We start from the raw sequence: 22,462 nt of genomic DNA on the forward strand, positions 1-22,462 counted from the left end.
CGACCCGCGTCCAACAAAAGATCGAACCCTCCTTGTTTAGATACGTTCCAAACTATAGATTGGAATTCATCTAAACAGGAGTGCGAGCCCATGGCAGCAGCCCTCGATACAGCGGCCGAGGTCGCCGAAGCCCGGCGTGTCTTCGCCTTGCGCTACGTGCAGCCCGGGCTTGCGGGCCTGATCGACGGATCCGTCTCGACCCTGGCGCCGATCTTCGCGGCGGCCTTCGCCACCGGCCATAACGGCGCGACCTTCCTGGTCGGGCTCGCGGCCTCCGTGGGGGCGGGCATCAGCATGGGCTTCACGGAGGCGCTGTCGGATGACGGCAGCGTCACCGGGCGGGGGGATCCCTGGATGCGTGGCTTGGTCTGCGGCGTGATGACGACGCTCGGCGGCCTCGGACATACGTTGCCCTACGCGATCCCGGACCAGCTCCCGCCGGGCTGGCCGGATCCGTTCCTCCTCGCCACCAGCCTCGCGGTCCTGGTTGTGATCGTCGAGCTGGTCGCGATCGCGGCGATCCGCACGCGCTTCATGGCGACGCCGTTCTGGCGCGCGGCGCTGCAGGTGATGCTCGGGGGCGCGCTGGTCCTCGCCGCCGGGATGCTCATCGGCAGCGCTTGACGCGGGGCCTCGCGACCGCGATGCGGGGCGCGTCCTGCCCCTCTCGAGCGTTGATCGTCGGCCTTGACCTTCCGCCTGGCCCATCTGAGTGACCCGCATGTCGGCCCGCTGGGCCGCGTGCGCCTGCACCAGCTCATCGGCAAGCGCGCCACCGGCTACGCCAACTGGCGGCGGGGCCGGTCGCGCAGCCACGACATGACCGTGCTCGAGACCCTGGTGGCGGATCTGAAGCAGCAGGGGGCCGCGCATGTCGCCTGCACGGGCGACCTGTGCAACATCGGCCTGCCGAGCGAGTGGGAGACCGCGCGCACGTTCCTCGAAGCGCTGGGCTCGCCCGAGACGGTGAGCTTCGTCCCCGGCAATCACGACGCCTATGTCCGCGGCTCCCTGGAAGGTCTGCTGGCGGCCTGCAGCGGCTATACCGGCGACGATTCGGGCTCGTCCGGCCGGTTTCCCTATCTGCGGCGGCGTGGGCCTGTGGCGCTGGTCGGCCTGTCGAGCGCCATCCCGACGAAGCCCTTCGTGGCGACCGGCCGGCTCGGCCCGCCGCAGCTCGCGGCCGCCGAATCCCTGCTGCGGGCCTTGGCCACGGAGCCCGGAAAGCCGTTCCGGGTGGTGATGATCCACCACCCGCCGCAGCCGGGGGGCGCGTCATCGGGGCGCGAGCTCAAGGATGCCGCCGCCTTCACGGCGATGATCGCGCGCGCCGGGGCCGAGCTGATCCTGCATGGCCACAACCACACCACCACCAGCGCCCTGGTCCCGGGACCGGACGGACGCTTCGTGCCGGTGATCGGTGCGCCCTCGGCATCGGCGCGGCCGGACGGGCATGGCGGCCTGGCGGCACGCCGCGCCTCCTACCTGCTCTACGAGATCACTCGGAATGGTGCCGGCTACGCGGTGACTGCGCGACGGCGCGGCCTCGATGCGGGCGGAACCGTCTGCGACCTCGGACCGATCGCCCTCGACTGACGTCCGCGTCCCTGAGCGTCGTGCGCTCCGAGGCCGGCCGCACCCGTTCGGGGGCCGGCCTCGGCGCGGGATTCAATTGCTCGCGGAGGCGAGTTCGGCCCGTTGCTGCTGGCTGATGCTGGCTTCGTAGCGCTCGGCCTGAAGGCGGGTCAGGCCGCTGATCAACGCGAGAGTCCCGCGATAGACAGTGTAGGTGCCGTCGTGAGTCGGCTTGACGCGAATCATCTCTGCCATGGAAGCCTGCCTTGTGCTGGAGGTTGCCTGTCTTCGTCGGAGGAGAGCGATCCTTCTGCTGGTCTGGCCGGTCGAACGCGCGAACAATGACGAGGTTATCAATCGATCTATGTCTGGCAAGGGTCGGCTACGGCGAAATGCTTAGCGGCTTCTGCTGCAGTGCGGGAAACCGTTGCCACCGCTCGCGATCGATGCGTGCTTAAAAATGCGGCCGGTCCCTTGCATACAGAATAAGGTGACGCCGGACCGCGCCGCGGCCCCGCGCGACACGAATCAAAAGCGAATCCCGCCCCCGCAGGGCTCGGCGAAGGGACCTCTCATGCAGCTCTGGCGTCTGACCGCGACCGACCTCTCGGCCCTGATCCGCACCGGCCAGGTTTCGGCCCGGGAGGTTGCGCAATCCGCCCTCGATCGGCTCGATGCGGTCAACGGCCGGATCAACGCCGTGGTCGAGCATCGCCCCGAGGAGGTGCTGGCGCAGGCCGACGCGGTCGATGCCGCCCGCGCCCGCGGTGACGCCCTGGGGCCGCTCGCCGGCGTGCCCGTGACGATCAAGGTCAATGTCGACCAGCGCGGCTTCGCGACCACGAACGGGCTGCGCCTCCAGCGCGACCTCGTGGCGGCCGACGACAACCCCGTTGTGGCCAACCTGCGCCGGGCCGGGGCGGTGCTGCTCGGGCGCACCAACACGCCGGCCTTCTCGCTGCGCTGGTTCACCGCCAACCTGCTGCACGGGGAGACCAAGAACCCGCGCGATCCGGCGCTGACGCCCGGGGGCTCGTCCGGGGGCGCGGGCGCCGCGGTGGCCGCCGGGATCGGGGCGATCGCCCACGGGACCGACATCGCCGGCTCGGTGCGCTATCCGGCCTATGCCTGCGGCGTGCACGGTCTGCGCCCGAGCCTCGGCCGGATCCCGGCCTGGAACGCCTCGTCGCCCGAGCGCGGAATCGGGCCGCAGCTCATGGCGGTGTCGGGCCCGCTTGCCCGCAGCATCGCGGATCTGCGTCTCGGCCTTCACGCGATGGCGGCCGCCGACCCGCGCGATTCGTGGTGGGTGCCGGCGCCGCTGGACGGTCCCGCGGTACCGTGCCGGGCGGCCCTGTGCGTGCGGCCCGGGGGCCTCGCGGTCGTGCCGGAGGTCGAGGCCGCGTTGCGCGAGGCGGCGCGCCGGCTGACCGAGGCCGGCTGGGCGGTCGAGGAGATCGCCGACACGCCACCGATCCGCGAGGCCAGCGCGCTGCAGCTGCAGCTCTGGCTGGGCGACGGCTACGAAGCGGCCCGGGCGGCGGCCGACCGCGAGGGCGATCCGGCGGCCATCGATCTGCTCGAGTCTTTCCGCGGGCGGGCGGAGGCGATGCCGCCGGATGCCATCGCCAAGGCACTCGTCCGCCGGGCGACGCTGGCTCGGGAATGGTCGCTGTTCCTCGCCGAGCATCCGGTGCTGCTGGTGCCGGTCTCCGCGGAGCTGCCGTTCCCGGACGGGCTCGACCGCACCGGCACGGCCGGGATCGAGCGCGCCTTCGAGGCGAACCTGCTGCAGGTCGGGCTCGCGCCGATCGGTGTGCCGGCGCTCACCGTCACCACCGGCCTCGTCGGGCGGACCCCCGTCGGCGTCCAGCTCGTGGCCGCCCGGTACCGGGAAGACCTGTGCCTGGCGGCGGGCGCCGCGATCGAGGCGGCCGGGGTGCCGGAGATGCCTGTCGATCCCGTCTGAGCCGACGCCGGTCGGCGGAGGGGAACCAGATTGAAATGGCCTCGCTTATACAACTGATAGTTGTGCGAGGTCCCTATGTCCGTGATCGCCACCGCAGGCTGCGTCGGAAGTTCACTGCTCTGCGCGCTGACGGCTTCCTCGGGGCCGTTGCTGGCTCTGGCGGGATTTTTCGGGGGCGGCACGGTCGGCGGCGTGATCGGCGCCGTGGCGGTCGCGGCGCTGGGCTGGGGCCGGGCCTGATCTCAGCTGTGTCCGGGCGCCCCGGCCGTCTGGGTCAGGAAGGTCCGGACCCGGGTCCAGCGCAGGTCCGGGTAACGGTCATTGTCGAGGGGCGTGAGCCGGGCGCGGCCCTCGAACATGTCGCGCAGGTACTGCATGCCCTGCCAGGGCGGGAACACCGCGCCCCGGCCGGGGGCCAGGGTCCGCGCGACGCGGATCATCAAGCCCAGCGAACCGAGCCCGCCGGCGCGCAGCGTCCGGTAGCGCCTGCCCCGGGCCGCGGTCGCCGCATCGGCGAGATCGCGGGCGCTGAGGCTGTCGCCGGCGATGCGCAGCCAGCGCGGGGTCGTCGGATCCAGGGCGGCCCGGGCCGTGAAGGCGGCAGTGTCGTCCTTGGTCGTGAAGTCGAGGATTTGGTCGGCACGGCCCCAGTACAGAACCCGGCGCGGGCGGTGGAGGATCAGCGGGGCCTGTCCGTCGAGCAGCTCCATGAACGCGCCGTTGAGCACCGACGTGGCCTGGATCGACGCCGCATCGAGGCGCGCCTGAAAGGCCCGGCGCAGGTCGAGGTTGCGGTTCCCGCCCGGTGCGGTCTTGGCGTAGTCGATCGAGAAATCGGACGGGATGAAGCGCGGCACGCCGGCCCGGACGGCGCCTTCCAGAAGGGCGGTCTGCGCGTCGATGACGGTGGCGCTCAAGCCGTTCAACGCCGAGACCACGCAGGCGGACCCCGCGCAGGCGGCCTGCCAGCTGCCTGGACGGCCGGGGCCGGCCTCGACCACGCGAGCCCCCAGGGCGGTGAGCGGCCCGAGCCGGGCCTGATCCGTCCCGGGGCGGACGATGGCGGTGACGCTCGCGCCCTCACGCCGGAGCGCCCGCACGATCCGCAGGCCGAGATCGCCGGTGGCACCGGCGACCGCGATCGTCACGGGGGCCGGGCTCACGAACGGTCCGCCGCGCCGAGATCGGCAAGCAGGGCCGCGAAGAGCCGCGCCCGCTGGGGCAGCGTCTCGATCAGCACATGCTCGTCGAGGGTGTGGTAGCCCTGCCCGAGCGGCCCGAGGCCGTCGAGCGTCGGGATGCCGTTGGCGCCGGTGAAGTTGCCGTCCGAGCCGCCGCCGGCACTGCGGTGGGGCAGGGGCTGGCCGAGCGCCTCGCTCAAGCGCCGCGCCCGATCATAGAGGGCCATGCAGCCGGCATCCGGTTCCCAGACCGGCCGGGTGACACCCCGGGTCACGGCGAAGCGGACGCCGTCCTGCTCCCCCGACAGGGCCAGCATCCGCTCGACGCCGCGGTCGAGATCGGCTTGGCGCTTGGCCATGCTCAGGGCCTGCCCGCGGCACAGGGTCGGGACGCAATTGACCCATTGCCCACCCGAGACGATCCCGGTGGAGAAGGTGCAATCCGCGTCCGACAGCCCGTCGATCGCCAGGATCATGCGCGCCATGGCGCGGATCGCCGAGCGGCCCTCGTGGGGCGCTGCGCCGGCATGGCTCGGGCGGCCGACGGCTTCGAGGTCGAAGCGCGCGATGGCGTAGCGGCCGGTGACGACGCCGTTGTCGGCCTGGCCGGGCTCGGGCACCAGCACGAAGGCGTGGCGGGCGGCCTCGGCCTCGATCAGGTCCCGGGTCGAGGGGCTGCCGACCTCCTCGTCGCCGGTGAACAGGACGGTTACCGGCAAAGGCGTCTCGATGCCGGCGGCCGTGAGGGCGCGGATCGCCGCGAGGGCGATCACGTTGCCGCCCTTCATGTCGAGGATGCCCGGGCCGTAGGCGCGGCTGCCCTCGATCCGCCAGGGCAGGCTCGCCAGGGTGCCGACCGGATGCACGGTGTCGAGATGCCCGAGCACCAGGATGCCGGGCTGGGCACGGTGCCGATGGGGGAACCGGGCGCGCACGCAATCGCTCAGGCCCATCCGCCCCGGAATGGTCTCGACCGCGGCCCCGGCGACCGCGAGGTCGCGGGCGGCCAGGCCCATCATGCGGTTGACCGCGGCGGCATCGTGGGTCGGGCTCTCGCATTCCACCCAGGGGCGCAACGTCGCCAGGATGGACTCCGCGTCGAACGGCAGGTCCGGGATCATCGGGCGCTCTCGGCGGAGGACTCGGCGAAAGGATCGGCGAAGGGATCGGCGACCTTGGGCCAGTAGCGGCCCGAGCGCTTGGTGTAGGGGATCGCGCCGTAATCCGGCGGGACCGCGCCCGGCGCCGCGACGTAGCGGACCTCGCTCGCGATCGGCGCGAAGGCGGCGTAGAAATGCTGCATCGACTTCACCACCACGATCCGCTTGTCGTCGAGGGTCAGCCCCAATCCCGTGAAGGCGTCCGGCGCGAAGGCCTGCTGGCGGATATGGGTCAGCACCACGTGGATCCCGTCGGCCTCGACCCAGGCGGCGGGTCCGAGGCGGGCCCGGCCGCCGCTGAGGCCGCCCTGGCTGTGATCCTCGGAGAGGCCGCGCACGGTGATGCGCAGGTCCACCGGATCGCCCGAGGTGACGCCGCACTTGCCGCCGATGCGCAGCACGAAGGTCGCGCCGAGCCCCGCCTCGTGGCAGATCCCGACCGCGCCGGGATCCCAGATCAGACCGAGCGCCACGTCCCTGATGCCGCGTTCGGCCAGACGCGCCAGGATCGCGGTGTTGTCGGAGGGCGCGCCGGCGCCGGCATTGTCGGCGAAGTCGGCCAGCACCATCGGGCGCGGGTCGTCGGAGGCCAAAGCCGCGTCGATGCCGGCATCGATGCTGTCGCAGCGGCTCGCCGCCTCCTCGCGCATCGCCCAGACCTCCCGGGCAAGGTCGTCCGCCAGGGCCTGGGCCTTGGCGGCGTCGCCATCGGCGACGACCAGCATCTTCGCGCCGACATCCGGAACGTCGCCCCAGGGGAAGCCGTGCCCGAAGGAGACCGACAGGATGCCGTTCCGCCCCTCCAGCGCCTCCATCAGGCGCACGAAGCTCGCGACCGGCTCGCGGGTGGTGCGCCACATGTTGATCATCCGGCAATCGGCATAGGCCATCACGGGCCGGATGTCCTTGGCGACCGTGCGCATCACCAGCGGGTAGAGGTCGCGGGCACGGTCGACGATGTCGGTGTGGGGGTATTCCTTGTAGATCACGATGACGTCGGCGCTCCGCCGCATCGCCTCGGTGAGGTGGCAGTGCAGGTCGAGCTCGACGCCGATCGTCGCGTCCGGGCCGACGATGGCGCGGACCCGCTCCAGGGTGTCGCCCTCGCAATCGTCATAGCCCTCGGCGACCATGGCGCCGTGCATGAACAGCAGCACGGCATCGACCGGCATGGCGGCCCGGAGGTCGTCGAGCAAGGCGTCGCGCAGCTCCTCGTAGACGGCGCGCAGGGTGATCCCGCCCGGCTGCGCGAAGGTCGAGAGGCTCTCGACGACCTTATGCCCGTCCGCCTCGGCCAGCGCGCGCCAGGCCTTGAGACCGATATTGCTGAGGCGGGGCGCCGTCTTGGTGCCGTCGCGACGGGCATAATCGGCCAGGAAGGCCGCGCGGCCGGTGGGCAGCGGTGCGAAGGTGTTGGTCTCGGTGGCCAGTCCGGCGATGAAGATCTGCAAGGTTTTTCGGTCCTCGTCTTCGGCCGGCCGCCGGTCAGGCGGAGGCCGGGCTCAGCGTGATGATCGTCTCGGTGGCCGCCTCGACGGCGGCGCGGCCGTAGAGCATCGGCACATGGTCCCGGCGCCCCCAGATCGGGGCCAGGTCGGCGTAATGCGGGCTGCCCGGGTCCCCCGACTGGCCCGGCACGTTGATGAAGACCGACCGGTCCCAGTCGCCCACATCCACGACCATGCGGAACGAGGCGCCGTGGGTCAGCCGGAACGTGTCGGTCCGGTACTCCGCGTGCATGACTGATGCCGCGGCGCCCCCGACGGCCAGCGGGCCGACATCCCAGACCGAATCCGACCGCAGGGCCGAGAGCGGGTGGGCGAACTGGGCGTGGTGCAGCCGGCCCCAGGACCAGGTCCCGGAATCCGGCCCCATCCGGGTGCGGCACTCCCGGAAGGCGGCGCCCAACGTCCCCGTCAGCAAGGCGTCGCGGGCGGCCGGATCGAGGCCAGATTCCAGCCGCTCGATCAGGCTCTGCGTGTCGCCGGGCGGCAGCAGGCGACGCGTTGCAGGATCGGGCACGAGGGCTTCGAGCAGGGCCGGGCGCAGATGGCGGACCCAGAACAGCTCGATCAGGGCGGCCGCAGCCGAATCCTCGTGCAGCGCCCCGTCGAACGGTGTCAGCAGGGTGAGGGCCGCCTCGACATCGGCATCCGCCCCCTGGGGCAGCGCCCGCACCAGGGCGGCGAGACGCTGAGCCGGCTCCGAAACATCGTCGCCCTGGAGCGCGCGGGATTGGTCCAGCGTATGCCGGCTCTGGCCGTCCAGCACCGCGCGGATGCGCCGGGCGCGCCAGGGCTCCGCCCATTCGAAGCCGAGCTTGCAATCCTCGGCGGGAAAATCCGGCGGCAGGTTCATCTCGTTGGCGGTGGCGAGGTAGCCCTCCGGCGGGTCGATGCGGCGGGGCAGGGCGCCGGGATCGTGGAACCCGGCCCAGTCATGGCGGCCGTCGCCGGGCACCGGCAGCAACCCGTCATGGGCCGGCCGCACCGGCGCCTTGCCGGCCATGAACCACGCGATCCGCCCGGTCACATCGGCGTAGAGTTGGTTGACCGAGGGCGCCGACCAATGGTGCAGGGCCTGGCCGAACGCCTCCGGGCTCGTGGCGCCGAGATAAGCGAGGCTGCCGAGATAGGCGGCAGCGCCCGGCTCGGACCAGACGGTGCGCAGCGCGAAGGCCCGGCCGCCCGCCTCACGGAGCACCGGACCGTGCCGGGTGAAGCCCAGCACCACGGTCTCGTCCGGCCCGCCGCGCACCGGGATCCTTTCGATGACGCGCTGGATCGGCTCCCAACCGTCGCCGTACCGGTACCGATCCGGATCGGTCTCACAGACAAAAAGATCCTCCTGATCCATCGGCGCGATGGTCAGGCTGAAGGCGGAATGGCCGTTATGGCCGATGGATATGCCGGGCAGGGCGGGTTCGCCCGCCCCGATCACGTCGAGGCCCGGGGCGGTGAGATGGACGGCGTAGCGCAGCGACGGCTGCAGGTAGATCCGGTGCGGGTCGCTCGCCAGGATCGGGCGGCCGGTCTCGGTGCGGGCCGGCCCCACCACCCAGTTGTTCGAGCCCTCGACCGGCTCCTTCGGGGCGGAACGCGGGCCCCGCGTGACGGCGCCGTGGGCGTCGACCTTGGTCCAGTCCCAGGCCTCCGCGCGCGTGGCCGCCATCCGCTCTTGGGTGAACCCGACCGGCGCGGTGGCGAGACGGAAAACGTCGAGGAGGTCGTCCGGCCAGTCGGCGGCGTCGAGGCCGTCCGGCACCACGGGATCGTGCGGCGGGCTGATGCGCTTGCGCAGGTCGTCGGCGGCGAGCCCGTCCTCGCGGGTCTCGGCCCGGGCCAGAACCCGGGCGCGGGCGACCTCGGACAGGACGTTGCGCACGAGCCCGTGGCTGCGGATCCGGACAACGTCCTCCGGGCGCCACCGGGCCGGGCGTGTCTCCGTCAGGGCGAATTCCGGCGGCCGCAAGTTCGGCCGCGTCTCGGTCAGCGCGACGAAGGCGTTGATCCCGTCCACGAAGGCGGTGACGATGGCCTTCGTATCCTGCGGCCCGTAGGCGGCCCACTCGGCCGCCATGTCGCCGCGATACAGGAACAGCCGCGCGGCCCGATCCTGGGCGAGGTAGCCCGGCCCGAAATCCGCCGCCAGCAGGCCGAGGCCGCGCTTGCGCCAGAGGTCGAGCTGCCACAGCCGGTCCCGGGCGGCGTTGAAGCCCTGGACCCGGAAGGCGTCGAGCGCCGTCGCGGCCCGGATATGCGCCAGTCCCCAGCGGTCGACGCGGATCTCGGCCGGCCCTTCGAGCCCGGGCAGCGCGTAGGCTGCCCCGCTCACAGGGCGACTTCGATGAGGTGCGGACCGGGTGTGTCCAGCCCATGCCGGAACGCCGCGATGAAGTCCTCCAGCGTCTCGACGCGGCGGCCCTCCACGCCAAAACCGCGGGCGAGGCTGACCCAATCGATCGCCGGATTGTCCAAGCTCAGCATGCCCAGCGCCTTCGGGCCGGGATTGTGCGCGCCGACATTGGCGAGCTCCGCCCGCAGGATCGCGTAGGAGCGGTTCGACCAGATCAGCGTCACCACGTCGAGGCGCTCGCGGGCCTGGGTCCAGAGGGCCTGGGCGGTGTAGAGCCCGCTGCCATCGGCCTGGAGATTGATCACCTTGCGGCCGGGGCAGGCGATGGCCGCCCCGGTGGCCATCGGGATGCCGAGCCCGATCGAGCCGCCGCTGAGCTGCAGCCAGGAATGCGGCGCCGCATCCCGGGTCAGGGCGAAGAAGTTGCGGCCCGTGGTGATCGACTCGTCGCAAATCACCGCGCCCTCCGGGATCAGCGCCCCGAGGACCTGACCGATCGCGTCCTGGTCGAGGGGCCCGGAGGCGGGGAGCTTCGGCCGCGGCCCGGCCGCGATGGGCTCGGCCGGCGGCGCGGCGACGGCCTCGGCGAGCCGCTCCAGCGCGTCGATCTGATCCTCCTCGGGCGTGGCGAGGGTGATGGTCGCGCAGCCTTCCGGGGCGAGCAGGCTCGGCTTGCCGGGATAAGCGAAGAAACCGACCGGCTGGGTCGCGCCGATCAGGATGATGTGGCGGAAGCCCTTCAGGGCCGCGATCGCCTGGTCGATCGGGTAGGGCAGGCGCTCGATCGGCACCGTGCCGGCGCCGCGGTCGATCCGGGCGTTCGAGGTCATGGCCATCAGCGTCGCGCCGGTCTTGCGGGCGATCCGGTCGGCGATCACCCGGCCTTCGCCCTGCACCGCCCGGTCTCCGAGATGGAGCAGCACCGGCTCGCCGCTGGCGAGCGCCGCCACGGCGGCCGCGATGGCCGAATCCTCGGCTCGCGCCCGCTCGGGGATCGGCGGCACCGGCGCGACGCCCGCGCCCGGGTCCCAGGCGGTGTTGGCCGGCAGGATCAGGGTCGCGACCTGCCCCGGCGCCGTGCGGGCGGCCGCGATGGCGGCGGCGCCGTCGGATCCGATCTCGGCGGCGCTCATGCCGGTCTGGACCCAGGACGACATCGGGCGGGCCAGCCCCTCGATATCCGAGGTCAGCGGCGCGTTGTATTCGCGGTGATAGGTGGCGTGCTCGCCGACGATGTTTACGACCGGGGTGCGCGCCTTCTTGGCGTTGTGCAGGTTGGCCAGTCCGTTGGCGAGGCCGGGACCGAGATGCAGCAGGGTGGAGGCCGGCTTGTCGGCCATGCGGGCATAGCCGTCCGCGGCGCCGGTGGCCCCGCCCTCGAACAGGAACAGCACGCAGCGCATCCCCTCGACCCGGTCGAGCGCCGCCACGAAATGCATCTCGGACGTGCCGGGATTGGTGAAGCAGACCTCGACCCCGCCGGCGACGAGGGTCCGGACGAGGCTCTCGGCCCCGTTCATCGTGGTTGGCGTCCCATCGGTCACGGGCGGCTCCCTCTCGGTCCGGCTCGTGCGGCCGGCGACTCGCATTCATTATTATCGTGGCGCAGCCCGCGCCGAGCGCAAGGGCCGAAACGCGCCGCTGCCGGTCATCGGGCGCCGGGACTATCGCACGATCTGGCGCAAGTTTTGCCGTTGGCATCCCGCAACTTCGACGAACGGGATCCGATGAAACTTCGCCGCCTGATTGCCGCCTCCATGGCCGGCACGCTGCTCCTGGCCGCCCCGGCCCGTGCCGAGAGCGTCCTGCGCATCGCCATGACCGCCTCAGACATCCCCACGGCCACGGGGATGCCCAATAACGGCTTCGAGGGCATGCGCTTCCTCGGCTACCCGATCTTCGAGGGGCTGGTGCAATGGGACCTGAAGAGCACCGACAAGCTCGCCGGCATCATCCCGGCCCTGGCCGAGCGCTGGGAGCAGGACCCGAGCGACAAGACGATCTGGACCTTCCACCTGCGCCGGGGCGTGAGCTTCCATGACGGCACCCCGTTCAACGCCGACGCGGTGATCTGGAACCTCGACCGCTACTTCAAGAACGACAGCCCGCAATTCGAGCCGCAGGGGGCCGGAATCTCCCGGGCGCGGGCGCCGCTCGTTGGGAGCTACAGGAAGATCGACGACGCCACCGTGCAGATCACGACCACGCAGGTCGCGTCGTACTTCCCCGACATGGTGGTCTACCTGCTGTTCACCTCGCCCCAATCCTTCGAGAAGGCCGGGCGCGACTGGGCCAAGGTGGCTTCGTTGCCGGCCGCCGGCACCGGGCCGTTCAAGATCACCCGGGTCGCGCCGCGGGAATCGGTCGACCTCGCCAAGTTCGACGGCTACTGGGACCCGAGCCGGATGGCCAAGGTCGACAAGGTCCGGCTGATGCCGATCCCGGAGGCGAATGCCCGGGTCGCGGCCCTGCGCTCGGGGCAGGTCGACTGGATCGAGGTGCCGGCGCCCGACGCGATCCCGTCCCTGAAACAGGCGGGCTTTGCCATCACCACGGGTTCCTACCCGCATGTCTGGCCGTACATCTTCAATATCGGCGCCAAGGACAGCCCGCTGAAGGACGTGCGCGTCCGCCAGGCGCTGAATTACTGTGTCGACCGGGCCGCCATCGTCGAGCTGCTCAACGGCACGGCCGAGCCGGCCTCGGGCTGGCTGAACGACAAGGACCCGAATTTCGGCGCGCCGAAGAACCGCTACGGGTTCGACGCCGCCAAGGGCAAGGCGCTGCTGGCCGAGGCGGGCTACTCGGACAAGAAGCCGCTCAGCCTCAAGGTGATGATCTCGTCCTCGGGCTCGGGCCAGATGCTGCCGATGCCGATGAACGAGTACCTGCAGGAGAACCTGAAGCAGGCCTGCAACGTCGAGCTGAGCTTCAACGTGGTCGAGTGGCAGGTGTTGCTGAACTCGAGCCGGGCCCTGCCGGACGCGCCGAGCCTCCAGGGCTCGATGGCGCTCAACGTCTCCTCGCCCTCGTCCGACCCGAGCGTGATGGCGCGCTACTTCGCGGGCGACCGGTTCCCGCCGGGCGGCTTCAACTTCCCGAACTGGAAGGACGACGCGTTCGACGCCGCCCTCAAGGCGCTGGCCGAGACCGACGATGCCAAGGTGATCGACGCGCAGACGGCGCTCGCTCACGAACGGCTGGTGGACAACCCGCCGTGGTTGTTCATCGTGCACGACCTCAACCCGCGCGGGATGTCGCAGAAGATCCACGGCTTCGTCTCCCCGCAATCCTGGTTCGTCGACCTCACCCTCGTCAGCGTGAAATGATCCCGATGGCTGATCTTGAACTCGTCGACGCCTCCGCGGCCGAACTCGCCCGGGCGATCGGATCGCGGAAACTCTCGCCGGTGGACGCGGTCGACGCGCTGCTCGGCCGGGTCACGCAGCTGGAGCCGAAGCTCCAGGCCTTCACGGAGGTGTTCGCCGCCGATGCGCGCTTGGCCGCCGAGGGCGCCGACCGGGCGATCCGCGCCGGCCACGCGGTCGGGCCGCTCCACGGCGTCCCGGTGGTGCTGAAGGACCTGATCGACCTGGAGGGCCGGATCACCATGGGCGGCTCGGCCGCCCACCGGGCACGCCGGGCCGAGCGCACCGCCACCATCGCCCGGCGGCTGATCGCGCAGGGCATGATCGTGCTGGGCAAGACCCACACGGTGGAGTTCGCCTATGGCGGCTGGGGCACCAACCAGCATCTCGGCACCCCCTGGAACCCCTGGGATCCGGAGACCCAGCGCACGCCGGGCGGGTCGAGCAGCGGCACCGGGGTCGCGGTCGCGGCCCGGATGGCGCCCTGGGGCATCGGCACCGATACCGGCGGCTCGGTGCGCCTGCCCGCCTCCTTCTGCGGGCTGACCGGGCTGAAGGTCACGGTCGGGCGCGTCTCGACCTGGGGGATCGTGCCGCTCTCGACGACGCTGGACACGCCCGGCCCGCTGGCGCGGACCGTCGAGGATACCGCGCTCCTCTACGAGGCGATCTCCGGCCCCGACCCGCTCGATCCGACGACCCGGGGGATCGCCCCGGACGCGCCGTGGTCGACGCTGAACCGGGGCGTGCGCGGCCTGCGCCTTGGGCGGATGCCGGACGCCGAGCGCGAGGGCGTCGCCGCCGACATGCTGGCGGCCTACGACGCGGCCCTCGACCTCCTGGCCCGGCAGGGGGCCGAGATCGTCGACGTCGCCCTGCCGTTCCGGTTCAGCGACTGTGTGGCGATGAGCGGGATCACCAACGCCGAGGCCTATTTCGTCAACGGCGCGCTGGCCGAGGACCCGGGCTCGCAGCTCGGCGACGCCGTGCGCGCCCGGATCCTCGCCGGCGCGAAGGTCTCGGCGCAGGAGTATCTCGGCACGCTCCAGCGCCGCGCCGCCATGAAGGTCGCCTATGCCGCCGCCCTGGAGGGGATCGACGCCCTGCTGACGCCGACTACAGAGACCGTCGCCGTGGCTCTCGCCGAGGTCGACGAGGCGCATCTGCCGTCGCGGTTCACCCGCTTCGGCAACCTTCTCGACCTCTGCGCCCTGGCGCTGCCCAACGGGTTCACGGCCGCCGGTCTGCCCCTGTCGCTGCAGATCACCTGCCGGGGCTATGACGAGGCGATGGCCCTGCGGGTCGGCCAGGCCTACCAGCGGGCGACCGACTGGCATCGGCGCCGCCCGCCGGTCTGACGCGTCGGAGGTTCAGCCGGCGGCGTATTCCAGCTGCGGCGCGAGCACGCGGTCGCTCTCCGCATGGATCGTGACCGGGATCATCTTGGCCGCCGGCGTCTTGCTGCCGGTGGCGTAGTGCCAGATCGGCATCAGGACGTTGCATTCCGGGTAATAGCCGCCGATGCAGCCGATCGGGATGTCGTAGGCCACGACCAGCAAACCCGCGAGCTGGCGGTCGATGCCGTCATGCGCGACGGTCTTGAGCGTCACCGCCTGGCCGATCTTGAGCCCCAGCCGGTCGATGTCCGAGCGGTTCATCAGCACCACCTTGCGGGTGTTGTTGATGCCCCGGAACCGGTCGTCGTAGCCGTAGACGGTGGTGTTGAACTGGTCGTTGCTGCGCAGGGTCATGAGGCGCAGCACGTCGTGCCCGATCGCCGGCATGTCGGCATCCTCGTCCAGCGCGTTCGGCGTGACGAAGTTGGCGCGGCCGGTATCGGTGCACCATTCGCGGCGCTTGACCGGCATGTCGCGCTGGAACCCGCCCGGCTCCCACATACGCCGCTCGTAGTCCCAGAACGAATCCGGCAGCGTATGGCCGATCTCCTTCCGGATCTCGGCATAGTCCTGCTTGTACGCATCCCACCGCACCCGCGGGTTGGGATCGAGCACCTTCTGGGCGAGCTCGCAGATCAGCCGGATCTCGCTGATCAGGTGGGGCGAGGCGGGTTTGCGCAGGCCGCGATTGCCGTGGACGCAGGCCGAGGTGTCCTCCATCGAGAGCACCTGCGGGCCCGCCTGGGTCTCGTCGATCTCCAGACGGCCGATCACCGGCAGGATGTAGCTGATCTCCCCCGGCAGAAGCGCGCTGCGGTTGAGCTTGGTGATGACGTTGACGGTCAGGCGGATCCGCCGCCAGGCCGGCTCCATCTGGCCGTGATCGGGGATCGCCCGGACGAAGTTGCCGCCCAGCATGAAGAAGGCGCGGACCTCGTCCTTGAGGACCGCCTCGCAGGCCTCGACCGTGTTGTAGCCGGCCTCGCGCGGCGGCTCGAAGCCGAACTGCGCGCCGAGCCGGTCGAGGGGGAACAGCTCGGGCTTCTCGGTGATGCCGACCGTGCGCTGACCCTGGACGTTCGAATGGCCCCGGACCGGGCAGATGCCGGCGCCGCCGCGGCCCATATTGCCGCGCATTAGCAGCAGGTTCACCAGCATCTGGACGGTCTCGACGCCGGCTTGGTGCTGCGTCAGCCCCATGCCGTAGACGGCGATCACCGCCTTCGAGACGCTATAGACCTTGGCGGTGGATTCCATATCGGCCCGGTGCAGCCCCGAGCGGCGCTCGAGCTCGTCCCACTCTTGAGTCCCCAGCCAGGCGAGGAACGTGTCGAAGCCGTGGGTGTGCTCCTGGATGAAGGCCTCATCCAGAACCGGCTCGCCGCCCGCCGCGAGCGACGCGTCGTGGAGCGCCAGCACCGCCTTGCAGATGCCGGCGAGGGCCGCGAGGTCGCCGCCCGCCTTGACCTGATGGTACTGCGAGCTGATCCGCGTCTCCTTGCGGGTCAGCATCTCGGTGGGGGATTGCGGGTTCAGGAAGCGCTCGAGCCCGCGCTCCCGCAGGGGGTTGTAGGTGATGATCGGCACGCCGCGCTGGCTCGCCTCCTGCAGCGGGTGCAGCATGCGCGGCGCATTGCTGCCGGGGTTCTGGCCGAAGAACAGGAGGCAGTCGGCCTTGCCGAAATCGTCCAGCGCCACCGTGCCGATGCCCTGGCCGATGCTGGCCGGCAGCGCCACCGAGGTGGTCTCGTGGCACATGTTGGACGAGTCCGGCAGGTTGTTGTTGCCGTAGAGCCGGGCGAACAGCCCGTAGAGGTAGCTCCCCTCGTTCGACAGACGGCCGGAGCTGTAGAACACCGTGCCCTTCTTGCGGTCCTCGACGGCGCGCAGCTCGCGGGCGATCTCCTCGATCGCATGGCCCCAGGAGACCGGCACGTACTTGTCGCTGGCCGCATCGTAGCGGAGCGGGTGGGTCAGGCGGCCGGGCTGCTCGAGGTGGTAATCGTCCCAGCCCAGGAGTTCGGTCACCGTGTGCTTGGCGAAGAAGTCCGGCGTGCAGCGATGCGCCGTCAGCTCCCAGGCCACCGCTTTCACCCCATTCTCGCAGAACTCGAAGGGCAGGGGGCTCGCCGGCTTCACCCAGGCGCAGCTGTTGCACTGGTAGCCATCGACCTTGTTGTGGCGCGTCAGCGCGACCGGAACGCTCGCCAGCACGCCCTCACGCCGCAGGATGTTGCCGACGGAGAAGGCCGAGCCCCATCCGCCGGAGGGCAGACGGTACGGCTTGAAGGTAGGCTTTTCCAACAGGTGAACTCCGGGCCTCTAAGGCAGGGAAACACCTGCCATCGACCGGTGTTTCCTAAAAGAATTCCCGGACCCGGAAATTTATTCACACCCAACATACATCAATAACAGAGGTTAACATGGTTATCGGCCGCGATTACATGCTGCACAAGCCCTCCGGGCCGTCAGCCCCCGAGCATTATCTTCACACGCAGGTCGTGCCGCGTGCGGTCAACACGGCCGGGGCGCTGGAAGTCGCTCTGAGCCGGGCCTCCGCGCGGACCGGCATCCGGCCCTCGCTGATCCTCGCCGGCGTCGCGGCCGCCGCGATGGTCGCGGTGTACCGCGTCCGGCAGGGCCGCGCCGGGGCTGACGAACGGCGGATTTGAGCCGGCAGCCCCGACACGACGGAGGCGGCGCGGTGGTTCCGCGGAGCGGCCAGACCGACCGCCAAAGTTTCTGGGGGCGATCAGGTCCCACGCCGCCGGGAGCCTGCTCTCGTGCGTCGATAATGACGGATGCGATGCCCAGGGCAGGGCCGCATAGGGCTTAGCGGGCTACGCCTGACCGTCATTCTCGCAGCGGGGGCACAGCACACCGATCCACCGCCACCCGGGACGCGGGCGCGGGCCGGTCGCGTTCAGGGACGCGCGCGATGGCGTCGTCTCACGGCGCCGGGGCCTGCCCCGCCACCACCACGCCCAGCGTATCCAGGAGGGAGGAGCGCGCCCGGCTGACGCGGCTCTTCACGGTGCCGACCTGGCAGCCGAGCTTGGTCGCCGCCTCCTCGTAGGTATGGCCCTCGGCGCCGACCAGCAGCAGCGCCTGCCGCTGCGCGGCCGGGAGCGTCCCGAGCTGCTTCCACACGACCTTGAGCGTGCTGGCATCCTCCTGGTCGGACAGGCTGGTCATCTGGCTGGCATGGGTGCCGTCCACATCCTCGACCTCGCGCCGGTTCTTGCGCAACTCCGAGTAGAACTGGTTGCGCAGGATCGTGAACAGCCAGGCGGTGAAGTTCGTCCCGGGCCGGAACCGCGCCTGGTTGGCCCAGGCCTTCACGAAGGTCTCCTGCACGAGGTCGTCGGCCCGGCTGACATCGCCGACCAGGGACAGCGCGAAGGTGCGCAGGGCCGGAAGCGCCTTGATGATGTCGCTGCGGAAGTCGAACGCCACGACCTGGCCGTGGGCTGCCACGGCGGCTTCGAACCGCTCCACGAGGCCGGCGAGCTGGGCCGGGAGCGGCTCCTGCTCGACGATCTGGAAATAGTCGCGGATCGGTAGGGCGAGGTGCTGACCGAGGATCGTGGCGTAGCGGGGCACGGCGCTCTCGGGCGTGGGGCCGGCCGGCGGGTTCGATCCATCATCGATCATGCGCGTTCCCTGAGGCCCCTGTCTTGCTATCTGGAATGACTCTAACCGGGTATCCGAGCAATCCTGAACCATTGCCAAACGCTCCCGGCAATATCGGGAAATTTACGCAGGATGGCGCGGCCGCGATGAATGGTGTTCGACTCCTGGGTGTGGCACCCAATCCCGCATCGGTGCAGAATACGGTTCGTGAGGAGAGCGGGATGAGCCACGACCATGCACACGACCATCCCCACGGCAGCGATCTCTCGCCCGTCGAGGCGCGGGTCCGCGCGCTGGAATCCCTGCTGACCGAGAAGGGCTATATCGACCCCGCGGCTATGGACGCCCTGGTCGAGCTCTACGAGACGAAGGTCGGGCCGCATGCCGGCGCCCGGGTCGTGGCCCGGGCCTGGGTCGACCCCGATTACCGGGCGCGGCTCCTCGCCGACGCGACCCCGGCGATCGCCGAGCTCGGCATCGGCGGCCGGGGCGGCGAGCACATGGTGGTGGTGGCCAACACCCCCGAGACCCACAACCTCGTCGTGTGCACGCTCTGCTCCTGCTACCCCTGGCCGGTGCTCGGCCTGCCGCCGGTCTGGTACAAGGCGCCGCCCTACCGCGCCCGGGCGGTGATCGACCCCCGCGGCGTCCTGGCCGAGTTCGGGGTCACCATCCCGGAGACCACCCGGATCACCGTGTGGGATTCCACCGCCGAGACCCGCTACATGGTCCTGCCGATGCGCCCCGCGAACACCGCGGGGTTCTCCGAGGAGGCTCTGGCCGCCCTCGTCACCCGCGACGCGATGATCGGCACCGGCCTGCCCGGAACGGTCCCGCCGACCCCGCCGGAGATGCCGGTATGAACGGAGCCCAGGACCTCGGCGGCGCGCACGGGTTCGGGCCCGTGGTGCCGGAGCCGGACGAGCCGGTCTTCCACGCCGATTGGGAACGCCGCGTCTTCGCGATGGCGATGGCGATGGGCTTCACCGGCGCCTGGAACCTCGACGGCAGCCGCGCCACCCGCGAATCGCTGCCGCCGGCGCAATATCTGGCGTCGAGCTACTACGAGATTTGGCTTGCGGCCCTGGAGAAGCAGGTCGCCGCCACGGGCCTCGCGACGCCCGACGAGATCGCGGCGGGTCGGGCGTCCGAGCCGACCAAGCCGGTGGCGCGGGTGCTCGCCCGGGACGGGCTGGAAGCCCGGTTCCGCGCCGGCTTCCCGAGCAGCTGCGAGCCGGCCGCACCCGCCCGTTTCGCGGTCGGCGACATCGTTCTGGCCCGGAACGCCCATCCCACCGGGCATACCCGCCTGCCGCGCTACGCCCGCGGGCGCCGAGGCCGGGTCGAGCGCGTCGAGGGCGCGTTCGTGTACCCCGATACCAATGCGTACCAGGCGGGCGAGAACCCGACCTGGTTGTACACCGTCAGCTTTACCGCTCAGGAATTGTGGGGCGCGAGCGGCGACCCGGGCGGGATCGTCACGGTGGCGGCCTTCGAACCCTATCTGGAGCCGGCGTGAGCACGCCGTCGCCCAGGGCCTTCGCGGCCCCCTGGGAGGCCCAGGTCTTCGCCCTGGTGGTCTCCCTGCAGGAGGCCGGCCTGTTCACCTGGGCGGAATGGGCCGATCGTCTCGGGCGCGAGATCCGGCCAACGGACGCGCCGGAGCGGGCGGCCGATTACGCCGCCTGGCTCGCCACGCTGGAAACTATCCTGTCCGAGCGTGGGGTTACGGCCTCCGAGAGCGTCGCGGCGCGCACCGCGGCCTTCCTGCGCGCCGCCGCGGCGACGCCGCACGGCCAGCCGATCCGGCTCGAGAACGATCCGCTCTACCGGCCCTGAGCCGGGAGGCTGTCGAGGGGCACCGGGGCGGCGTGCGGGCGGCTGGCGAGAAGCGCGTCGAGGAGCGCCAGAACTTCGCGCCGGCCGCAATTCTTCGCCGCTTCGAACGGCGTCCAGGTCTGAACGAATTCGAATTGCGCGAAGACCTGGCGGTAGCGTTCGAGTTCCTTCGGCGTCAGCGGCACGCCCCGGACGAACGCCTTGTGCGCCGAGATCGTCGTCGCCCGACGCGGGTCGGCGGGGTCGAGCTCGAACTTCAAGGCGTCGCCGCAGAAGCAGATCTTGCGCGCGCGGTCGAACAGGACGGCGTGGCCGTCGAAATGGCCGGCGGTGCGGTGCAGCTCCAGGCCGGGCAGGGGCTCCAGCACGTCGTCGTAGGGCCAGCTGACCTGCAGGGCGGCGCTCCAGGTGAAGTCGGCCGCGGGCAGGCACAATTCCGGGTCGAACCGGTCCTGGAGCTGCACCAGGGCGCCGTAGGAATGCGGGTGGGAGGCCGAGAGCACCTGCATGCCGCCGAGCGTCTCGATCTGGTCGAGGGCGGCCTCGCTGAAGACCGGGCAGCCCTCGAACCCCATATTCCCGGCGTCGGTCCGGATCAGATAGGCGGAGGGGCCGATGCCGGAGACCGGCTCGTTCCAGAACCGCCAGACGCCGGGTTCCAGCTCCTGCCAGTGGCAGGGAAAGGCGTCCTGCGCCTCCCGGGCGGTGCGGAACCGCCAGCCGTCCTGGGGCGCCACGTGCCGAGCGTCGAGGCACATCGGGCAGGACGGGGGCGCCTCGAAATGGCGCTGCCAGAACCCGCAATTGTCGCAGGTATAGGCGGGCAGCTTCAGGGCGCCCGCGAAGGGCAGATAGCCGGGCATCGTCTCGAACCTCTCCTGGCGCATGGCCCCGGGTTTCCAAAGGGTCCAGCCCTTCGGCGGGGTTCGGAGGTGGAACCCCGAAAGACCAGGGCTCCGCCCTGGACCCGCAAAAGGTCTCGGACCTTTTGAAACCAGGACGTGTCTAGCGAGTCCGGTCCGGTAGCGCAGCCCGCCGGGGCCGGGTGGCCGCCACGGCCGCGGCGGCGAGCCCCAGCAGCGCCAGCCCGGCGAGGCCGCCGACCACCGTGTCCCGGGTGCGGCTCGTGACGAACTCGCCCCGCGTGGTCTTCATCCGATCGGTGAAGCGCCCATCGATGCCGACCTCGCCGGGTACGGGATCGTAGAGGTTGCCGTCCATCTCGGGGATCGTCGTGTCGGACAGCTGGGCGGACCACATCGAGGCGGCCTTGCGGTCGGCCAGCGCGGGGGCCAGCGCCTGCGCGGCGGCCATCATCATCGACGAGCGCCCGACCCAGACCTCCCGGCGCGGATGCTCGACGGCGTAGACGATCGCCTCGGCGCAGAGCCGCGGGTCGAAGACCGGATCCGGGGCGTATTGGCGGTGACCGGTGTGGTTGCGCGCCCAGTTGAATTGCGGGGTGTTCACCGCCGGCAGATAGACCACGCTGAGGCTGACGGCGACGTCGTCGTGGAGCAACTCGCAGCGCAGGGCGTCGGTGAAGCCGGAGACGGCGAATTTGGCCGCACAATAGGGCGCCTGGAGCGGCGCCGCCCGGATCGCGAGGCCGGACGAGACCTGGATGATCGCGCCGCGGTTGCGCCGCTTCATGTAACGCAGCGCCGCGAGGGTGCCGTAGACCTGGCTGAGATAGGTGGTCTCGGTCACCCGCCGGTACTCGTCCGGGGTGATCTCGTCGGCGGGGCTCACCACGGTGGACATGGCGTTGTTCACCCAGGCCCGGATCGGGCCGAGCTCGGCCTCGATCCGCGCGGCGGCGGCGTCCACGGCCTGCGGGTCGGCGACGTCGGCCGCGATCGCCAGGACCGGCTGGCCGTAGGCGGCAAGCGCCCGCTCGGCGGCGGCGAGCCGCCCGGGATCGCGCGCCACGACGGCCACCGACCAGCCGCCGGCGGCGAGGCGATGCGCGGTCGCGAGCCCGATTCCGGCGGTCCCTCCGGTAACGACTGCAACCCGCGCCATCCTGTCCTCACCCGATCGTTGACGAATCGCTGCGGCAACGGGTGTGGCCGCCCCCGGTTGCGCCGCACCACCGTGCCGGAACGTCACGGCCGCCGGTCTTTTCGGAACCCTTTGCGCAACATCCGGCGCCGAGCGCTGTTGGTTCTCGGTAGTCGCGCACAGTTCAAGCGCCACGGACATCGAGGATCGCAGCCATGCGATACGGACGACGTTTGTCCCTGCCGATCGATCCCTGGCCGCAAGCGTCGCTCGGCGAGCGCATGTCGGTCGGTCTGGTCCTGACCCTGCTGCTGGCGGTGCCGCTCTGCGCGGCCAGCGCCGTGATGGTCGTGAGCGCGACGATCGCGGCCTACATCGCCTGGTCCTACGACCTGGGCGCATCCCTGCGGGACGCCGTCGAGCGCCAGATCGGCCGGATGGCCGGCGGCCAGGGGCGCGCAGTCCGGAAGGTTTGAGGGAC

The 22,462-nt window shown here is 71.0% G+C and carries 20 protein-coding genes and 1 pseudogene; 11 read left to right on the forward strand and 10 right to left on the reverse strand.

Translation table 11 applies throughout. From position 1 onward, the window contains the following. Nucleotides 1–132 precede the first annotated feature (132 nt). Nucleotides 133–624, forward strand: a pseudogene (locus LGR69_RS17645) (VIT1/CCC1 transporter family protein); the annotation flags it as partial. 63 nt (nt 625–687) lie between these two features. Next, nucleotides 688–1,596, forward strand: a complete 909-nt coding sequence (locus LGR69_RS17650; RefSeq protein ID WP_007560029.1) for a metallophosphoesterase family protein — start codon at nt 688–690, stop codon at nt 1,594–1,596. A 72-nt stretch (nt 1,597–1,668) separates the two neighbouring features. Here the strand turns inward: LGR69_RS17650 and LGR69_RS17655 are convergent, their stop codons facing one another. Next, complete coding sequence (locus LGR69_RS17655) at nt 1,669–1,830, reverse strand: hypothetical protein (RefSeq protein WP_007560031.1); 162 nt, start codon at nt 1,828–1,830, stop codon at nt 1,669–1,671. A gap of 319 nt (nt 1,831–2,149) precedes the next feature. Between LGR69_RS17655 and LGR69_RS17660 the strand changes: the two genes are divergently transcribed. Together LGR69_RS17660 and LGR69_RS17665 are read left to right on the forward strand one after the other, a co-directional pair. Beyond that, complete coding sequence (locus LGR69_RS17660) at nt 2,150–3,544, forward strand: amidase family protein (protein WP_230366834.1); 1,395 nt, start codon at nt 2,150–2,152, stop codon at nt 3,542–3,544. Nucleotides 3,545–3,619: 75 nt separating this feature from the next. Beyond that, complete coding sequence (locus tag LGR69_RS17665) at nt 3,620–3,784, forward strand: hypothetical protein (RefSeq protein ID WP_230366835.1); 165 nt, start codon at nt 3,620–3,622, stop codon at nt 3,782–3,784. 2 nt (nt 3,785–3,786) lie between these two features. Here LGR69_RS17665 and LGR69_RS17670 read toward each other — a convergent pair whose 3' ends face one another. The 5 genes from LGR69_RS17670 to LGR69_RS17690 are packed head-to-tail and all read right to left on the reverse strand — an operon-like array spanning nt 3,787 to nt 11,260. Beyond that, nucleotides 3,787–4,707, reverse strand: coding sequence for an NmrA family NAD(P)-binding protein (locus LGR69_RS17670; RefSeq protein WP_230366836.1), 921 nt, complete (start codon nt 4,705–4,707; stop codon nt 3,787–3,789). Beyond that, nucleotides 4,704–5,846, reverse strand: a complete 1,143-nt coding sequence (locus LGR69_RS17675) for a M20/M25/M40 family metallo-hydrolase (protein WP_230366837.1) — start codon at nt 5,844–5,846, stop codon at nt 4,704–4,706. The genes LGR69_RS17670 and LGR69_RS17675 overlap by 4 nt, the downstream gene beginning before the upstream one ends. Beyond that, nucleotides 5,843–7,336 carry a M81 family metallopeptidase gene (locus tag LGR69_RS17680; RefSeq protein ID WP_230366838.1) on the reverse strand — a complete coding sequence of 498 codons (1,494 nt, stop codon included), beginning with the start codon at nt 7,334–7,336 and terminating at the stop codon, nt 5,843–5,845. The genes LGR69_RS17675 and LGR69_RS17680 overlap by 4 nt, the downstream gene beginning before the upstream one ends. 34 nt (nt 7,337–7,370) lie before the next feature. After that, entirely contained in the window at nt 7,371–9,719 is a 2,349-nt protein-coding gene (locus LGR69_RS17685) for a penicillin acylase family protein (RefSeq protein WP_230366839.1), read from the reverse strand. Beyond that, nucleotides 9,716–11,260 carry an acetolactate synthase large subunit gene (locus LGR69_RS17690; RefSeq protein ID WP_230366874.1) on the reverse strand — a complete coding sequence of 515 codons (1,545 nt, stop codon included), beginning with the start codon at nt 11,258–11,260 and terminating at the stop codon, nt 9,716–9,718. The genes LGR69_RS17685 and LGR69_RS17690 overlap by 4 nt, the downstream gene beginning before the upstream one ends. Nucleotides 11,261–11,467: 207 nt before the next feature. On the opposite strand from LGR69_RS17690, the gene LGR69_RS17695 reads away from it, so the two are divergent. After that, on the forward strand, nt 11,468–13,069 hold the full coding sequence (locus LGR69_RS17695) for an ABC transporter substrate-binding protein (RefSeq protein WP_230366840.1): 1,602 nt from the start codon (nt 11,468–11,470) through the stop codon (nt 13,067–13,069). 5 nt (nt 13,070–13,074) lie between these two features. Next, nucleotides 13,075–14,466, forward strand: coding sequence for an amidase (locus LGR69_RS17700; RefSeq protein ID WP_230366841.1), 1,392 nt, complete (start codon nt 13,075–13,077; stop codon nt 14,464–14,466). Nucleotides 14,467–14,478: 12 nt separating this feature from the next. Here LGR69_RS17700 and LGR69_RS17705 read toward each other — a convergent pair whose 3' ends face one another. Continuing rightward, nucleotides 14,479–16,809: an FdhF/YdeP family oxidoreductase gene (locus LGR69_RS17705; RefSeq protein WP_007560052.1), complete on the reverse strand. Its 2,331-nt coding sequence runs from the start codon at nt 16,807–16,809 to the stop codon at nt 14,479–14,481. 119 nt (nt 16,810–16,928) lie between these two features. On the opposite strand from LGR69_RS17705, the gene LGR69_RS17710 reads away from it, so the two are divergent. Next, nucleotides 16,929–17,177, forward strand: coding sequence for a hypothetical protein (locus LGR69_RS17710; protein WP_230366842.1), 249 nt, complete (start codon nt 16,929–16,931; stop codon nt 17,175–17,177). Between the two features lie 277 nt (nt 17,178–17,454). On the opposite strand, the gene LGR69_RS17715 is transcribed toward LGR69_RS17710, so the two are convergent. Next, complete coding sequence (locus LGR69_RS17715) at nt 17,455–18,159, reverse strand: sigma-70 family RNA polymerase sigma factor (RefSeq protein WP_230366843.1); 705 nt, start codon at nt 18,157–18,159, stop codon at nt 17,455–17,457. A 200-nt stretch (nt 18,160–18,359) separates the two neighbouring features. On the opposite strand from LGR69_RS17715, the gene nthA reads away from it, so the two are divergent. Genes nthA through LGR69_RS17730 form a run of 3 tightly spaced genes read left to right on the forward strand, consistent with a single transcriptional unit; the run spans nt 18,360 to nt 19,977 of the window. Then, nucleotides 18,360–19,001: a nitrile hydratase subunit alpha gene (gene nthA / locus LGR69_RS17720; RefSeq protein WP_230366844.1), complete on the forward strand. Its 642-nt coding sequence runs from the start codon at nt 18,360–18,362 to the stop codon at nt 18,999–19,001. Beyond that, on the forward strand, nt 18,998–19,657 hold the full coding sequence (gene nthB, locus LGR69_RS17725) for a nitrile hydratase subunit beta (RefSeq protein WP_230366845.1): 660 nt from the start codon (nt 18,998–19,000) through the stop codon (nt 19,655–19,657). Before nthA ends, nthB begins: the two co-directional genes overlap by 4 nt. Further along, on the forward strand, nt 19,654–19,977 hold the full coding sequence (locus LGR69_RS17730; RefSeq protein ID WP_230366846.1) for a nitrile hydratase accessory protein: 324 nt from the start codon (nt 19,654–19,656) through the stop codon (nt 19,975–19,977). Before nthB ends, LGR69_RS17730 begins: the two co-directional genes overlap by 4 nt. Here LGR69_RS17730 and LGR69_RS17735 read toward each other — a convergent pair. Next, on the reverse strand, nt 19,965–20,840 hold the full coding sequence (locus tag LGR69_RS17735; RefSeq protein WP_230366875.1) for an MBL fold metallo-hydrolase: 876 nt from the start codon (nt 20,838–20,840) through the stop codon (nt 19,965–19,967). The two genes, LGR69_RS17730 and LGR69_RS17735, sit on opposite strands and share 13 nt — an antisense overlap. 142 nt (nt 20,841–20,982) lie before the next feature. Beyond that, the gene (locus LGR69_RS17740; RefSeq protein ID WP_230366847.1) at nt 20,983–22,002 is read right to left on the reverse strand and encodes an SDR family oxidoreductase; all 1,020 of its coding nucleotides are present in this window, start codon (nt 22,000–22,002) and stop codon (nt 20,983–20,985) included. Between the two features lie 194 nt (nt 22,003–22,196). On the opposite strand from LGR69_RS17740, the gene LGR69_RS17745 reads away from it, so the two are divergent. Further along, nucleotides 22,197–22,457, forward strand: coding sequence for a hypothetical protein (locus LGR69_RS17745; RefSeq protein WP_122159337.1), 261 nt, complete (start codon nt 22,197–22,199; stop codon nt 22,455–22,457). The last annotated feature ends 5 nt before the right edge of the window (nt 22,458–22,462 follow it).

It is taken from the genome of Methylobacterium brachiatum (genome assembly GCF_020523825.1).
GTDB lineage: Bacteria > Pseudomonadota > Alphaproteobacteria > Rhizobiales > Beijerinckiaceae > Methylobacterium > Methylobacterium brachiatum.

Bases quoted from the DNA above. Each gene is read 5' to 3' on its own strand.
- LGR69_RS17655 (WP_007560031.1), bottom strand. From the start codon at position 1,830: ATGGCAGAGATGATTCGCGTCAAGCCGACTCACGACGGCACCTACACT.
- LGR69_RS17660 (WP_230366834.1), top strand. From the start codon at position 2,150: ATGCAGCTCTGGCGTCTGACCGCGACCGACCTCTCGGCCCTGATCCGC.
- LGR69_RS17665 (WP_230366835.1), top strand. From the start codon at position 3,620: ATGTCCGTGATCGCCACCGCAGGCTGCGTCGGAAGTTCACTGCTCTGC.
- LGR69_RS17675 (WP_230366837.1), bottom strand. From the start codon at position 5,846: ATGATCCCGGACCTGCCGTTCGACGCGGAGTCCATCCTGGCGACGTTG.
- LGR69_RS17690 (WP_230366874.1), bottom strand. From the start codon at position 11,260: ATGAACGGGGCCGAGAGCCTCGTCCGGACCCTCGTCGCCGGCGGGGTC.
- LGR69_RS17695 (WP_230366840.1), top strand. From the start codon at position 11,468: ATGAAACTTCGCCGCCTGATTGCCGCCTCCATGGCCGGCACGCTGCTC.
- LGR69_RS17700 (WP_230366841.1), top strand. From the start codon at position 13,075: ATGGCTGATCTTGAACTCGTCGACGCCTCCGCGGCCGAACTCGCCCGG.
- LGR69_RS17710 (WP_230366842.1), top strand. From the start codon at position 16,929: ATGGTTATCGGCCGCGATTACATGCTGCACAAGCCCTCCGGGCCGTCA.
- LGR69_RS17715 (WP_230366843.1), bottom strand. From the start codon at position 18,159: ATGATCGATGATGGATCGAACCCGCCGGCCGGCCCCACGCCCGAGAGC.
- nthA (WP_230366844.1), top strand. From the start codon at position 18,360: ATGAGCCACGACCATGCACACGACCATCCCCACGGCAGCGATCTCTCG.
- nthB (WP_230366845.1), top strand. From the start codon at position 18,998: ATGAACGGAGCCCAGGACCTCGGCGGCGCGCACGGGTTCGGGCCCGTG.
- LGR69_RS17735 (WP_230366875.1), bottom strand. From the start codon at position 20,840: ATGCCCGGCTATCTGCCCTTCGCGGGCGCCCTGAAGCTGCCCGCCTAT.
- LGR69_RS17740 (WP_230366847.1), bottom strand. From the start codon at position 22,002: ATGGCGCGGGTTGCAGTCGTTACCGGAGGGACCGCCGGAATCGGGCTC.
- LGR69_RS17745 (WP_122159337.1), top strand. From the start codon at position 22,197: ATGCGATACGGACGACGTTTGTCCCTGCCGATCGATCCCTGGCCGCAA.